We start from the raw sequence: 13,938 nt of genomic DNA on the forward strand, positions 1-13,938 counted from the left end.
CACCGTCAACCACGGCGCACTCAGGGGAGCACGCTCACCGCCACCTCGTAGGGTGAGCCCGCGTTGACGGCCGCCGGGTCGAACGCGCCGGTCAGGGCGTAGCGCGCGGCGATCTCGGCGCGCTCCTCCGGCCGGATCACGGCGTCGATGTCGGTGAAGCCGCCGGGCGCGCGCTGGTGGGCCAGGTTGATGACGACCTCGGGGCCCAGGCGGCGGTTGGCGCGCTGGAGCTCCGTCATGGCGGGGCGCCGGTCCGCCTCGTAGGCGGCGAGGGCGTCGGCCGGGTCGCGGTACAGCGCCATGGCGTGGGCGAGGGCGCGGGCGTCGACGATGGACTGGGTCGCGCCGTTGGAGCCGATGGGGTACATGGCGTGGGCGGCGTCGCCGATCAGGGTGGTGCGGCCGTGGCTCCAGCGGGCGAGGGGCTCGCGGTCGACCATGGGGTACTCGTAGGCGCCGTCGGAGGCGCGCAGGACGTCGGGCACGCTGACGCCGTCGAACTCCCAGCCTTCGTAGTGGTGGAGGAAGTCGTCGACCGGGACCGGCCGGTTCCAGTCGCCGCGTACGGCGTCGAGGCGCTCGGCGCCGGCGATGCGGTCGGCGGGCATCGCCAGCGCCCAGTTGACCAGGACTTCGGGACGCCGCAGGGTCGGCTCGGTCATCGGATAGACGACGGCCTTCTGGCGGTCGTCGCCCGCGATGAGCATGAAGGAACCGGTGTCCTTCGCCGCCATCCGCGACACGCCGCGCCACACGAGCATGCCGTTCCACGGCGGCGCGCCCTCGCCCGGGTGGAGCGCGGCGCGGACCGCCGAGCGGATGCCGTCGGCGCCGATCAGGACGTCCGGTTGGAGCGAGGCGAGGCCGCGGGTGGCGCCGGTGCGGTGGGCGAGGCGGACGCGCGGGCGGCCGTCGGGCAGGATCTCCAGCCCGGCGACGCGGACGCCGCCGACGATCGCGGCGGGGCCGAGCCGCTCCCGTACGGCCTCGGCGAGGACGAGCTGGAGGTGGCCGCGGTGGATCGACAGCTGGGGCCAGCGGTAGCCGGCGCGCAGGCCGCGGGGCTCACGGGAGATGAGGCCGCCGGAGCGGTGGTAGTAGCGCAGCTCCCGGGTGCGTACGGCGTCGGTCTCCAGGCGGTCGAGGACGCCGAGCGCGTCGAGCTCGCGGACGGCGTTGGGCATGATGTTCAGCCCGGCGCCGACGGAGCGGATCTCGCGGGCGGCCTCGACGACGGTGACGCGCTGGAACCCTGCGGCGTGCAGGGAGAGCGCGGCGGTGAGGCCGGCGATGCCGCCGCCGGCGATGAGTATGTGCGGGGTCATGGGGGCGCTCCTCTCACGCGGCCGGTGCGGGACGGTGCGGCACGGCGCCGCTCGCCGTGGCCGCGGTCACGGGCACAGGTGCGGGTGCGGTGGCCGGCCGCGGGGGTGCGACCGAGCGGCGCACCAGCGTCTCGTTGTCCCGCGTCAGGTCGAGGACCTCGCGCAGCAGCGCCACCGGGGCGCCGCCGCTGCCCTCGTCGTACAGCCGCAGCTCGTCGCTGTACGCCTTGCGCGCGATGCCGATGTGCCGGGCGCGGAACGTCTTGAGGATGCGCAGCACGCGGGCGAGCGAGCGGGCGGAGGCCACGAGCTGGGGCGGCAGCCGGTGCACGGTCTCCCAGCTCAGCGCGGCGGACAGCTTGCTGACGGCGGAGACGCCGCCCTTGTGGGCCGCGTAGAAGGCGCGCCACGACGGCAGGCTGTACTGGACGGACTCGTCGAGGAAGGCGTCGTACGCGGGCTGGGAGCGGTCGCACTGCCAGAGCGTCAGGTCCACCAGCCACAGGGGGACCTGCGCGGCGGCGGGCCCGAGGTAGTCGCGGCCCGCCACGTCGATCTCCTCGAAGTAGGAGCGCAGCGTCTGGGCGAAGAAGACGGGCGTGACGTTGGCGACGGTGAAGTCGATGGCGTCGACCATGGACTGGACGTGCTGTGCGGTGCGGTCCAGCGCGAGGGCGAAGCCCGGGTCGTACGGTTCGAGGCGGGCGAGCTGCGCGCAGGTGTCGAGCGCGGCGACGAGGCTGGGGAAGACCATCCGGACGGCCTCCTGGAGGTGGGCCTCCATCTCGTGGCCGGTGTACATCCGCTGGCGCCGGCCGAGCGGGTTCCAGGTGGTGTAGTGGTGCACGGTGTCGCGGGGCACCATGTCGGTGCGGCGGGCCAGCTCCTCCAGGACGGGCAGGGCCTCGGGCACGACGGCGAGGGGTTCGGTGCCGTGACGTTTCAGCGAGCCGAGGAGCATGCCGAGGTCGCGCATCCCGGCGAGCGCCTCGACGACGCTCCATTCGGCGACCCGGTCGAGGTCGGGGATGAGGGCGCGCAGCGCGACGGTGAGCGCCGGGACGTCGGCGTCGCGGTTCATCGCGGGGAGCGCGGCGAGCAGCGGATCGGCGCCGAGTGGATCGGCCGCGCGTATCTCGGCTATGCGGTAGCGCGGTTCGGCGACGGTGTCCAGACCGGGCGCGACAAGGTCGTACAAGGTCAACGGGAAGCCCCCCTCGGGCAGTCTCGGGTCGGGGTGGTGGCGCGGCCGCTTGGTCAGGCGGCCGCGCGGTTACCGCAGGTCACCCACCCGGTCCTGGCGTGGCGGCGCCGGTACGGGCGCGGGCGGGGTCAGCCGTACGGACAGCAGTGCGGCCACCGCCGCGAAGGCGGCGCCGACGAGCAGGGCGGCCTGGAAGCCAACTGTCGCCGCATGGGCAGTGGCTGTGGCCGGGGTCGCCGTGCCCGTACGGGCGGTGGCGACGGCCACCAGGACGGCGAGGCCCAGGACGGAGCCGAACTGCTGACTGGTGTTGACGAGCCCGGAGGCCAGGCCCGTCTCGGCGGGCGAGGCCTGGGCGGTGGCGGCCACGTTGGTGGTGACCATGACCAGCGGCAGGGCGACACCCAGCAGGAGGCTGGGTGCGAAGACGGTGGTGAAGAAGGTGCCGTCGGGCGTGAGGGCGAACGCGAGCCACACCATGCCGACGAGGAGGAGGACGAACCCGAGGACCGTGGCGGCGCGCAGGCCGAGGCGGCCGATGATCCGCCCGGTCTGCGGGGCGGTGGCGACGACGACCACGGAGAGCGGCAGCAGCCCGAGTCCGCCGCCCAGCGGCGAGTGCTCCAGCACCTGCTGGAGGTACAGGCTCACCAGGAAGAACATCGGGAACAGCGCCATCTGGGCGAGCGCGCTCAGGCCGTTGGCGAGCCGCAGCGTGGGCCGCTTCAGCACGGCGGGCGGCACGAGGGGCCGCGCGACGCGGGTCTCCAGCACCGCGAAGGCGGCGAGCAGGACCAGCCCGGCCGCGCCCGCGACGAGGCTGCGGCCGACGAGGGCGTACGCGACGAGGCCGAGGCCGCCGGTGGCGGTGAGCGCGCCGAGCAGGTCGAAGCCACGCTCGGCGCCGCGCGTGGAGCCGTCGAGGAGGCGGAGCGCGAGGACCGCGAGGAGCGCGGCGACGGCGACGTTCAGCCAGAAGGTGGAGCGCCAGCCGAGGACGTCGGTGAGGACGCCGCCGAGCACGGTGCCGAGCACCCCGCCGAGCCCGCCCATCGCGGCGAACGCGCCGAGCGCCTTGTGCCGCGCGGGCCCGTCCGGGAAGAGGACCAGCAGCAGCGCGAACGCGGCGGCCGCGGCGAGCGCGGCGCCGACGCCCTGCACGGCGCGCGCGGCGACGAGCGCCCCGGCGGAGCCGGCGAGCGCGCCCACGGCGGAGGCGGCGGCGAGCAGCCCGAGCCCGGCGACGAACAGCCGCCGGTGGCCGAGCAGGTCGGCGGTGCGCCCGCCGAGGAGGAGCAGGCCGCCGAAGGTGATGAGGTAGGCGTTGGCGACCCACGACAGCCCGGCGGAGCCGGAGCCGAGGTCCTCGCCGATCGACGGCAGCGCGACGTTGACGATCGCCGTGTCCATGATCAGCAGTAGCTGCGTGGCCGCGAGCAGCGCCAGCGCGCCGCGCAACGGCCGCGTCCGGGTCCCGCTCACCGCCGCACCTCCGGCACGGCATGACCGGCGACGCCCGCCGGGCCCGGCCGCGCGGCACGGGTCACGCCGGCACCACACCCCCGCGCCATCGAGGGCGAGCCCGCCGGGGCCGGCCGGGCGGCAGCGTGCCGCGCCGCGGGCGCCGAGCGCCGACAGCGGCGCGACGGGCGCGGCACCGCCGCCCCGGCCGGGGGCAGGGCCGGGTCCGGGCAGGGCCACCGCACGGCGGCCACCGCGGTACACCGGGCAGTCAGGCCCGGTTCGCCTCCGGGGCGCTCACGCGTGCGTCGACGGTCGATCGTGCTCGGTCGCTCGTTCCTCACGACCCTCCGCGCGTTCTCCCTCTCGACGCCCGCGCGCCCCTTCGGCCGGCGCCCCGCGAAGAGAGCAGGCACCACCGGCGAAAACGTCCGCGTCACCGGGACGCCCCCAGCTCGTAGCCGTCCAGGCAGGCCTGCGCCAGGGACTCGCACGCGGCGGTGTCGCCCTCCCAAGCCTGCTGCATCAGATAGATGTGCGGTGCGCCGTGGTAGAAGCGCTCGTACTGCTCGTGGCGGCCGGCGAACTCCGAGCCGAGCGCGTCCCACGCCAGCTTCAGCAGCTTGATCCGCTCCTCGGCCGGGGTGCCGGGCGAGCGGATGTACTTGCGGACCAGCGGGCCGAGCTCCGGGTGGAGCAGGTCCTCGCCGGAGGCGGGGAGCTGGATGAGGCCGCCGCCCGCGAGGAGCTTGATCTCCTGGACGGTCTGCGGGTAGAGCTCGCCGGCCATGATGCGCTGCGCGAAGGAGATGTCCTTGCCGGGCATCACCCCGCCGCGCCCGCCGTCGACCTGTTCGTACGACGCCTCGGCGGCCAGCACGAACGCCTTCGCCTGCGCGACCCGCCCCATCAGCCGGCCGATCGCCTGGGTGACGGGCGGCAGCTGGTACGTGTTGTTGGCCTTGGTCAGCAGGATGGCGACGCCCGTCAGGAACTCGAGCTTGGTCCAGAAGCGGGTGGCCGCCTGGTGCACGAAGTTCAGGTACGCGGGCGTCTGCCACCACATCCGGAACGACACGTCGACGTTCCGGTAGGCGAGCACCCGCTCCCAGGGCACGAAGACGTCGTCGCACACCAGCAGCGCGTCGTTCTCGTCGAAGCGCGAGGAGAGCGGGTTGTCGAAGACGCTGCGCGCCTGCGCCTCGTACGACGTGCGGGAGAGGAACTTCAGCCCGGGGGTGTCGATGGGGATCGAGAAGCAGACCGCGTGCTCGACGTCCTGCGGGGCGAGCGGCTCGATGGTGCCGACGATGACCTCGTTGCCGAAGACGGCCGCGGTGCCGATCATCTTGGCGCCGCGCACCACGATCCCGCCGTCCTTCTCGGCGACGACCCGCACCACCAGGTCGTCCTCCTCCTGCTCGGAGGCCGGCTTGGTCCGGTCGATCTGCGGGTTGGTGATGGTGAAGGTCGGGTACAGGTCGCCCTCGGCGAGCCGCCGGTGGTACGCGAGGGCGGCGTCGGAGCCGTCGTACGCCTCCGTCGTGAACAGCCCCGGCACCGCGGCGAAGCCGGCCGCGCCGCCCGCCATGTAGTCGGGCGTGCGGCCCAGGAAGCCGAAGCTCGCCTCCGCCCACACCTTGTACGCCCGGCGGCGGGCGACGAGGTCCTCGTACGAACGCGGGATGGCGTACGCGCGGTGGACACCGCCCTGCGTGAGGACCGGCGTGTGCTCGGAGTCGTGCGCCAGGTCGTACAACCGCGCGATCGACGCCGCGGTGTTACGGAAGGCGGGGTGCGAGGTGACGTCCTCCACCCGCTCGCCGTCGAGCCATATCTCGCGCCCGTCGCGCAGCGACGCCAGATAATCCTGACCGGACCTGGTCACCTGTTCTCCTCTTGCGTAACGGCATTGCCGCAGCAGAGCCTGTCTGGCCGTAACGGCCTGCGGCAATGAACGTCCGTCCAGCCGCACTTAAGAACCTGCCAGTGGGGTCGGGGTCCGTACCGGTCGGAATGGACCCGCGGCGCGGGTGGTCTCACGCCGCCGTCGCGCCCGAGCGGTACTCCCCCGGCGTCACGCCGAACCACTTGCGGAACGCCAGGTGGAAGCCGACCGCGCTCTGGTAGCCGACCCGCTGCGGCACCGCCGACTGCGGCAGCGACGTCTCGCCGAGCAGCCGCGCCGCCTCCTGCATCCGCCGTCCCGTCAGATGGCGGGCGGGGGCCTCGCCGACCAGTTCGCGGAAGGCGGCGGTGAAGGCCGAGCGCGACATGCCGACCTCCTTGGCCAGGGACTCGATGGTCCACGGCTCCGCGAACCGGGTCGCGATCATCACCAGCGCCCGGCTGATCCCGGGGTGCCGCAGCACCGGCAGGGACGCCGGGTTCTCCGCGAACTCGCGCAGCAGCGGCCGCAGCGCCAGCACCAGGGCCATCTCGAAGGCGCGCAGGGTGATCAGCCGGTCCCCGGGACCGACCGGCCGGTCCGGAGAGGCGAGCAGCCGCAGCGTGTCGCGCAGCAGCGGCTCGCGGTCCACCTGGGAGCGGTCGAGCACGAGCACCCAGGGCAGCGCCTTGTACAGGCCGGTCGCGGCGCTGGCGTCGTAGTGCAGCCCGGCGCACAGCAGCCGGCTCTGCGGGCCGCCGCCGGAGATGCGGATCTCGCCGGAGGTGCCGGGGACCCGCTCGGGCAGCATGGCCTTGAGCGGCACGCCCTGCCGTTCGGGCCGGTCGGCGAGGCGGTGCGCGGTGCCCGTCGGGAAGACGGCCAGGTCCCCGGCGTGCAGCTCCTGCGGCACCTGGCCCTCGGCGGTGATCCAGCAGCCGCCCTGGACGATGTAGTGCAGGACCGCGCAGCTCTGCTCGGCGTCGCCCTCGATCGCCCACGGGGCGCTGACGTGCCAGCGGCTGTCGAAGACCCCTGTGAGGCGCAGCGGCTGCAACAGCTCGCTGAGGAGGTCGTCACTGTCGGTACCTGCTTGATCGGTGCGTACGGTGTCCATGGACGATCCTTCAACCCCCGCCCCGGTTTGTTAATTGATCGGCCAAAGCCGTCGCCGCCAGCCTGTGGAGTGCCGTCATGGCAGCAGAGACACCCTATCGAAGGGCCCTTCAGGCACATGTCCGATCACCTTTCCCAGCCCATGCAGACGCCCGCGCCGATGCGGGTCTCGGTCGTGGGGGCGACCGGTTTCCAGGGCGGCGCGATCGCCCGTCTCCTGGCGGAGCGGCACCACCGCGTCCGCACCCTGACCCGCCGTCCGGAGGGCGACCGGCCGCCGCTGCCGGGCGTCGCCCTCGCCTCCGGTGACCTGGCCGACGCCGAGGCCGTACGGCAGCTCTTCGACGGGGCGACGCACGCGGCGGTGACGATGCCGCTGGTGTACGAGCCCCAGCGGGTCCGCCGGTACGCGCGCAACATCGCGGCGGCGGCCGTGGACTCCGGGGTGCGGCGCCTGGTCTACAACGCCAACACGCGCGTACCGTCCGTCTCCACCGACGTGGCGGCGTTCGAGACGCGGCGGATCACCGAGGAGGTGCTGCGCGACAGCGGCGTCCCGCTGGTGGTGCTGCGCCCGCCGGTCTACCTGGACAACCTCTTCAGCCCGTGGAACGGCCCCGCCCTGGTCAACGACGGGGTGCTCGCCTATCCGCTGCCCGCGCACACGCCGACGGCCTGGCTCTCGCACCGGGACCTGGCGGAGGCGGTGCTGGCGGCGCTCACCGCGGACGGCGTGGAGGGCCGGACGTTCGACATCGGCGGGGAGCGGACGCTGACCGGCGAACAGCTGGCCCAGGCCTTCGCGCGGGGGCTCGGCCGTCCGGTGCGGTACCAGGCACTGGATCCGGTCGCTTTCGAGCAGGGCCTGGCGGCGGTCCTGGGCCCGGCCGCGGCGGCCGGTGTGGCGGGCATCTACCACTACATGGCGTCGGGCACGGACGAGACGCTGATGGCGGGTGACGACGGCGTTTCGGCGCGGGCGTTGTCGCTGCGGCAGGCGCCGGTGGACGAGTGGGTCAGCCGGCAGCCGTGGCAGGTGTGGGCCAACGACCCGGAGGAGCACAACGCCCAGTCCCGGGCGTGACGACGGCTCGTCAGCGACTGCTCGTCGGCTGCCCGACGGCTCCTCGTCACCCATTCGGCGGAAACAAGCCAACCGGTCCCGGAATCAACCATACGGGGCCGGTTTCCCGTTTCCCTGATGCACCGTAGGAGTTAACAACGCGCCGGATTGCCCACCCGAACGGTGTGGGAAGGCTCCTGCGGTACCCGCCCACCCGAGTGAACCCGGACAGGAGCGGTGATGCCTGCGCCCCGCCACTCGTCAACGGAGCAGCTACAAAGAGCGATACCCCGTACGCAACCCTCAGGTGATGCCGTGAACTCGCTGATTGGTCGCATTCCCGTCCTCGATGTCCGCCCTCTGGTCGACTGCGGCAGAAGGCCAGCCAAGGCGGTGGTCGGCGAAACCTTTCAGGTCACGGCCACCGTGTTCCGCGAAGGCCACGACGCCGTGGCCGCCAATGTCGTCCTGACGGACCCGGCCGGCCACGACGGCCCCTTCACCCCGATGCGCGAGCTCGCGCCCGGGACCGACCGCTGGGGCGCCGAGGTCACTCCGACGGCCGAAGGGCGCTGGTCCTATCGGGTCGAGGCGTGGAGCGACCCGGTCGCCACCTGGCGCCACCACGCCGGGATCAAGATCCCGGCGGGCCTCGACACCGAGCTCGTCCTGGCGGAGGGCGCGGCCCTGCACGAGCGCGCCGCCGAGGGCGTACCGAAGAGCGAGGGCCGCGAGGCCGTGCTCGCGGTGGTGGACGCGCTGCGGGATGCGCGGCGGTCGCCCGAGGAGCGGTGGCGAGCCGCCCTCGCACGGGAGGCCGTGGACGCCCTGTCCCGGCACCCGCTGCGCGAACTGGTGACCTCCTCGCGCCCGTTGCCCCTCCTCGTGGAGAGGGAGCGGGCGCTTTTCGGTTCCTGGTACGAGATGTTCCCGCGCTCCGAGGGCGCCCGCGTGGAGAACGGACGCCTCGTTTCGGGCAATTTCCGCACCGCGGCCGAGCGGCTGCCGGCCATCGCCGCGATGGGCTTCGACGTGGTGTATCTGCCGCCGATCCACCCCATCGGCACCACGCACCGCAAGGGCCGCAACAACTCCCTGACCGCCGGGCCCGACGACGTCGGCGTGCCGTGGGCGATCGGCTCGGCCGAGGGCGGCCACGACGCGATCCACCCGGACCTCGGCACCATGGAGGACTTCGACGCCTTCGTGGCGCGCGCCCGCGAGCTGCGCCTGGAGGTCGCGCTGGACTTCGCGCTCCAGTGCTCGCCGGACCACCCGTGGGTGCGGAAGCGCCCGCAGTGGTTCCACCACCGGGCCGACGGCACCATCGCGTACGCGGAGAACCCGCCGAAGAAGTACCAGGACATCTATCCCCTCGCGTTCGACCAGGACATGCGGGGCATCGTCCGCGAGACGCTGCGCGTGCTGCGGCACTGGATGGCCCACGGCGTCCGCATCTTCCGCGTCGACAATCCGCACACCAAGCCGGTGGTCTTCTGGGAGAAGGTCATCGCCTCCATCCGCCGCACCGACCCGGACGTGCTCTTCCTGGCGGAGGCGTTCACCCGTCCCGCGATGATGCACACGCTCGCCGCGGTCGGCTTCCACCAGTCGTACACGTACTTCACCTGGCGCAACGGCAAGCAGGAGCTCACCGAGTACCTGACGGAGCTGTCCGGGGACGCCGCCGCCTACATGCGGCCGAACTTCTTCGTGAACACCCCGGACATCCTGCCCGGCTACCTCCAGCACGGCGGCCGGTCGGCCTTCGAGGTGCGGGCGGTGCTCGCGGCGACGATGTCGCCGACGTGGGGCGTGTACGCCGGGTACGAGCTGTGCGAGAACACGCCGGTGCGCGAGGGCAGCGAGGAGTACCTCGACTCGGAGAAGTACGAACTGAGGCCGCGCGACTGGGAGGCGGCGGAGCGCGAGGGGCGGACGATCACCCCGCTGATCACCGCGCTGAACCGGATCCGGCGGCGCAACGCGGCGCTGCGGCAGCTGCGCTCGATCCGCTTCCACCACGTCGACAACGACGCGGTGATCGCCTACAGCAAGCGGTCGGGTTCGAACATTGTTCTGACGGTCGTCAACCTCGACCCGCACCATACCCACGAGGCGACGGTCTCGTTGGACATGCCGGAGCTCGGCCTCGACTGGCACGAGACCGTACCGGTGCGCGACGAGCTCACCGGCGAGACCTATCACTGGGGCAGGGCCAACTATGTGCGCCTGGAACCGGGCGTCACTCCCGCGCACATCCTCGTCCTGCGACCGTCCCCGCCGATCGGAGGGTCACCCACATCATGATCGTCAACGAGCCCGTCCACGACACCTTCGAGGACACCCCCGCCAAGGACCGCGACCCCGACTGGTTCAAACGAGCCGTCTTCTACGAGGTGCTCGTCCGCTCCTTCCAGGACAGCAACGGCGACGGCGTCGGCGACCTCAAGGGCATCACCGCCAAGCTGGACTACCTCCAGTGGCTCGGAGTCGACTGCCTGTGGCTGCCGCCGTTCTTCAAGTCGCCGCTGCGCGACGGGGGTTACGACGTCTCGGACTACACCTCCGTCCTGCCGGAGTTCGGCGACCTCGCCGACTTCGTGGAGTTCGTCGACGCCGCCCACCAGCGCGGCATGCGGGTGATCATCGACTTCGTGATGAACCACACCAGCGACCAGCACCCGTGGTTCCAGGAGTCCCGCGCCCACCCCGACGGGCCGTACGGCGACTACTACGTCTGGGCCGACGACGACAAGCAGTTCGAGGACGCCCGGATCATCTTCGTCGACACCGAGACGTCCAACTGGACCTTCGACCCGGTGCGCAAGCAGTACTACTGGCACCGGTTCTTCTCGCACCAGCCGGACCTGAACTACGAGAACCCCCGCGTGCAGCAGGAGATCCTCTCCGCGCTGCGCTTCTGGCTGGACCTGGGCATCGACGGCTTCCGCCTCGACGCCGTGCCGTACCTGTACCAGCAGGAGGGCACGAACTGCGAGAACCTCCCGGCGACGCACGCCTTCCTCAAGCGGGTCCGCAAGGAGATCGACGCGTCCTACCCGGACACGGTGCTGCTCGCCGAGGCCAACCAGTGGCCCGAGGACGTCGTCGACTACTTCGGCGACTTCCCCAGCGGCGGCGACGAGTGCCACATGGCGTTCCACTTCCCGGTGATGCCGCGCATCTTCATGGCGGTGCGCCGCGAGTCGCGCTACCCCGTCTCCGAAATCCTGGCGAAGACCCCGGCGATCCCGGCGGGCTGCCAGTGGGGCATCTTCCTGCGCAACCACGACGAGCTGACGCTGGAGATGGTCACCGACGAAGAGCGCGACTACATGTACGCGGAGTACGCCAAGGACCCGCGGATGCGCGCCAACATCGGCATCCGGCGGCGGCTCGCCCCGCTGCTGGACAACGACCGCAACCAGATCGAGCTCTTCACCGCCCTGCTGCTCTCCCTCCCCGGCTCGCCGATCCTCTACTACGGCGACGAGATCGGCATGGGCGACAACATCTGGCTCGGCGACCGGGACGCCGTGCGCACCCCGATGCAGTGGACGCCCGACCGCAACGCGGGCTTCTCCTCCTGCGACCCGGGGCGGCTGTACCTTCCGACCATCATGGACCCGGTCTACGGCTACCAGGTCACCAACGTCGAGGCGTCCATGGCCTCGCCGTCGTCGCTGCTGCACTGGACCAAGCGGATGATCGAGATCCGCAAGCAGAACCCGGCCTTCGGCCTCGGCTCCTACACCGAGCTGCCGTCGTCGAACCCGGCGGTCCTCGCCTTCCTGCGGGAGTACGGCGACGACCTGGTGATGTGCGTGCACAACTTCTCGCGCTTCCCGCAGCCGACGGAGCTGGACCTGCGGCTGTTCAACGGCATGCATCCGGTGGAGCTGATCGGCGGGGTGCGCTTCCCGGCGATCGGCGAATGGCCGTACCTGCTCACCCTCGCGGGCCACGGCTTCTACTGGTTCCGGCTGCGGAAGGACACGGTGAAGAAGTCCTCCGCGAAGGCCGTCAAGCCGGGTGCCGCGCAGGCGGCGACCCCGAATGCCGTGGCCCGGGGGTCGGCGGAGCCCCGGCCCGCGGCGAGCTGACCCCCCGTGGGCGGACCCCACCGGGGCCCGCCAACGGCGTCACCGCAACAGCGTCACCGCAACGGCGTAAAGGGCTCCGACGGTCGGCCGCCCGGCCCTCGCGCGGGCGGCATACCGAGGGGGCATATCCGCTCCGCAAGGCCTCGGCCAAAGGCGGGACGGTTCCTTCCGGTCGGGCGTTTCCGGCGGGCCGCCCTGGGAACTCTCCCCCTCATACGTCGACGGGTCTATCCGGACCATCCCCGCCCGACACGTCCCGCACAGCCGGACAGCAATCGCCGCATTCCGGGACACTCTGCACGTTCTGTGCATTCTGTAGTGCCCGGGGAAAGGACGCGCTGCCATGTCGGAGACCGCATCCACCGCCCGGGCACCGGTCGCCCTGCTCCCTTCCCTGGTGCCCCTGCTCCACGAATGGCTGCCGAGGCAGCGCTGGTTCGCCGGGAAGGGACGCCCCGTCACCGGCTTCACCCTCGTCTCGGCCACCGAGCTGCTCCGTGTCGACACCACGGGCCCCGGCCTGCTGCACCTGCTCGTGCGCGTCCAGCAGCCCGGCCTCGCCCCCTCGGCGCAGGCGGACTGCTACCAGCTGCTCCTCGGCGTACGGACCCATCTGCCGCCGCAGCTGGCCCCCGCGCTCATCGGCCGCCTGACGGACGGGCCGCTGGCCGGGCGCACGGTGTACGAGGGGCTGAGCGACCCGCGCCTGGCCTCCCTGCTGCTGGAACGATTGCGCACGCCCGGCCCGATGGGCCCGCTGCGCTTCTCGCGCACGGTGGCGATCCCGGACGGGCTCGCGCCGCGCGTGCTCGACGCCGAGCAGTCCAACTCCTCGCTCGTCTACGGCGACGCGTACATCCTGAAGGTGTTCCGCCGGATCTGGTCGGGCGCCAACCCGGACCTGGAGCTCCCGCTCGCGCTCACCCGCGCGGGCTGCGCCCGGGTCCCCGCGCCCGTCGCCTGGTACGAGACCGTCAACAACCACCCGGAGGCCAGCACCCTCGGCGTACTCCAGCCGTATCTGCGCGGCTCCCAGGACGGCTGGCAGCTCGCCCTGGACGCGCTCGCCGCCGGGCGGGACTTCACCGCCGAGGCGCACGCGCTGGGCCGGGCCACCGCCGAGGTGCACACCGCGCTCGCCGACGCTCTGCCCACGGTGGCGCTCGGCCGCCCGCAGACCGAGAACCTCGCCATCCAGATGACCCGCCGCCTCGACGCCGCCGCCCAGGCGGTGCCGGCGCTGCTGCCGTTCGTGCCGGGCCTGCGGGCCGCCTTCGAGGCGGTCGGCAAGCTCGCCGCCGAGGACGTCACCTGGCGGGCGCAGCGGGTGCACGGCGACCTCCACCTGGGCCAGACGCTCCGCACGGAGGACGGCGACTGGTCGGTGATCGACTTCGAGGGCGAGCCCGCGAAGCCGCTCGCCGAGCGCCGCCGCCCGCAGCCGCCCGTCCGCGACGTGGCCGGGATACTGCGCTCCTTCGACTACGCGGCCCGCTCCTACCGCCCCTGGAACCCCGACTGGGCCGAGCGCTGCCGCGACGCGTACTGCACCGGCTACGCCGAGGCCTCGGGCACCGACCCGCGCGACGAGCCCGCGCTGCTGCGCGCCTACGAGACGGACAAGGCCGTGTACGAGGTCCTGTACGAGGCCCGGCACCGGCCCGACTGGCTCCCGGTCCCGATGGCGGCGATCCGCCGTCTGGCCGCACAGCCCACCCCCTGAGACCCCCTGATGCCCTGACGTCCCGCACGCCTTCGAGGAGGCCCTTTCCCGT

9 protein-coding genes are annotated in these 13,938 nt (G+C 72.6%); 4 read left to right on the forward strand and 5 right to left on the reverse strand.

Features of this window, described 5'->3' with window-relative positions:
- Positions 1-20 precede the first annotated feature (20 nt).
- From ABZX67_RS13590 to ABZX67_RS13610, 5 genes are all read right to left on the reverse strand, one after another.
- Complete coding sequence (locus tag ABZX67_RS13590) at positions 21-1,325, reverse strand: flavin-dependent oxidoreductase (protein ID WP_355358641.1); 1,305 nt, start codon at positions 1,323-1,325, stop codon at positions 21-23.
- A gap of 13 nt (positions 1,326-1,338) precedes the next feature.
- The gene (locus ABZX67_RS13595) at positions 1,339-2,529 is read right to left on the reverse strand and encodes a monodechloroaminopyrrolnitrin synthase PrnB family protein (protein ID WP_355358644.1); all 1,191 of its coding nucleotides are present in this window, start codon (positions 2,527-2,529) and stop codon (positions 1,339-1,341) included.
- A 69-nt stretch (positions 2,530-2,598) separates the two neighbouring features.
- Entirely contained in the window at positions 2,599-4,011 is a 1,413-nt protein-coding gene (locus ABZX67_RS13600) for an MFS transporter (RefSeq protein ID WP_355358647.1), read from the reverse strand.
- 415 nt (positions 4,012-4,426) lie between these two features.
- The gene (locus tag ABZX67_RS13605; RefSeq protein WP_355358650.1) at positions 4,427-5,878 is read right to left on the reverse strand and encodes a 4-hydroxyphenylacetate 3-hydroxylase N-terminal domain-containing protein; all 1,452 of its coding nucleotides are present in this window, start codon (positions 5,876-5,878) and stop codon (positions 4,427-4,429) included.
- 151 nt (positions 5,879-6,029) lie between these two features.
- Positions 6,030-6,995 carry an AraC family transcriptional regulator gene (locus tag ABZX67_RS13610; protein WP_355358653.1) on the reverse strand — a complete coding sequence of 322 codons (966 nt, stop codon included), beginning with the start codon at positions 6,993-6,995 and terminating at the stop codon, positions 6,030-6,032.
- Positions 6,996-7,112: 117 nt separating this feature from the next.
- On the opposite strand from ABZX67_RS13610, the gene ABZX67_RS13615 reads away from it, so the two are divergent.
- From ABZX67_RS13615 to ABZX67_RS13630, 4 genes are all read left to right on the forward strand, one after another.
- On the forward strand, positions 7,113-8,078 hold the full coding sequence (locus tag ABZX67_RS13615; protein WP_355358656.1) for an NmrA family NAD(P)-binding protein: 966 nt from the start codon (positions 7,113-7,115) through the stop codon (positions 8,076-8,078).
- Between the two features lie 303 nt (positions 8,079-8,381).
- Complete coding sequence (locus tag ABZX67_RS13620; RefSeq protein WP_355358859.1) at positions 8,382-10,367, forward strand: alpha-1,4-glucan--maltose-1-phosphate maltosyltransferase; 1,986 nt, start codon at positions 8,382-8,384, stop codon at positions 10,365-10,367.
- Complete coding sequence (treS, locus tag ABZX67_RS13625) at positions 10,364-12,163, forward strand: maltose alpha-D-glucosyltransferase (RefSeq protein ID WP_355358659.1); 1,800 nt, start codon at positions 10,364-10,366, stop codon at positions 12,161-12,163. The genes ABZX67_RS13620 and treS overlap by 4 nt, the downstream gene beginning before the upstream one ends.
- Positions 12,164-12,506: 343 nt before the next feature.
- The gene (locus tag ABZX67_RS13630) at positions 12,507-13,886 is read left to right on the forward strand and encodes a maltokinase (RefSeq protein WP_355358662.1); all 1,380 of its coding nucleotides are present in this window, start codon (positions 12,507-12,509) and stop codon (positions 13,884-13,886) included.
- The last annotated feature ends 52 nt before the right edge of the window (positions 13,887-13,938 follow it).

This window comes from Streptomyces sp. NPDC003036, assembly GCF_040611175.1.
GTDB lineage: Bacteria > Actinomycetota > Actinomycetes > Streptomycetales > Streptomycetaceae > Streptomyces.

Coding starts and splice junctions, on each gene's coding strand:
- ABZX67_RS13630 (WP_355358662.1), top strand. CDS start 12,507: ATGTCGGAGACCGCATCCACCGCCCGGGCACCGGTCGCCCTGCTCCCT.
- treS (WP_355358659.1), top strand. CDS start 10,364: ATGATCGTCAACGAGCCCGTCCACGACACCTTCGAGGACACCCCCGCC.
- ABZX67_RS13610 (WP_355358653.1), bottom strand. CDS start 6,995: ATGGACACCGTACGCACCGATCAAGCAGGTACCGACAGTGACGACCTC.
- ABZX67_RS13615 (WP_355358656.1), top strand. CDS start 7,113: ATGTCCGATCACCTTTCCCAGCCCATGCAGACGCCCGCGCCGATGCGG.
- ABZX67_RS13590 (WP_355358641.1), bottom strand. CDS start 1,325: ATGACCCCGCACATACTCATCGCCGGCGGCGGCATCGCCGGCCTCACC.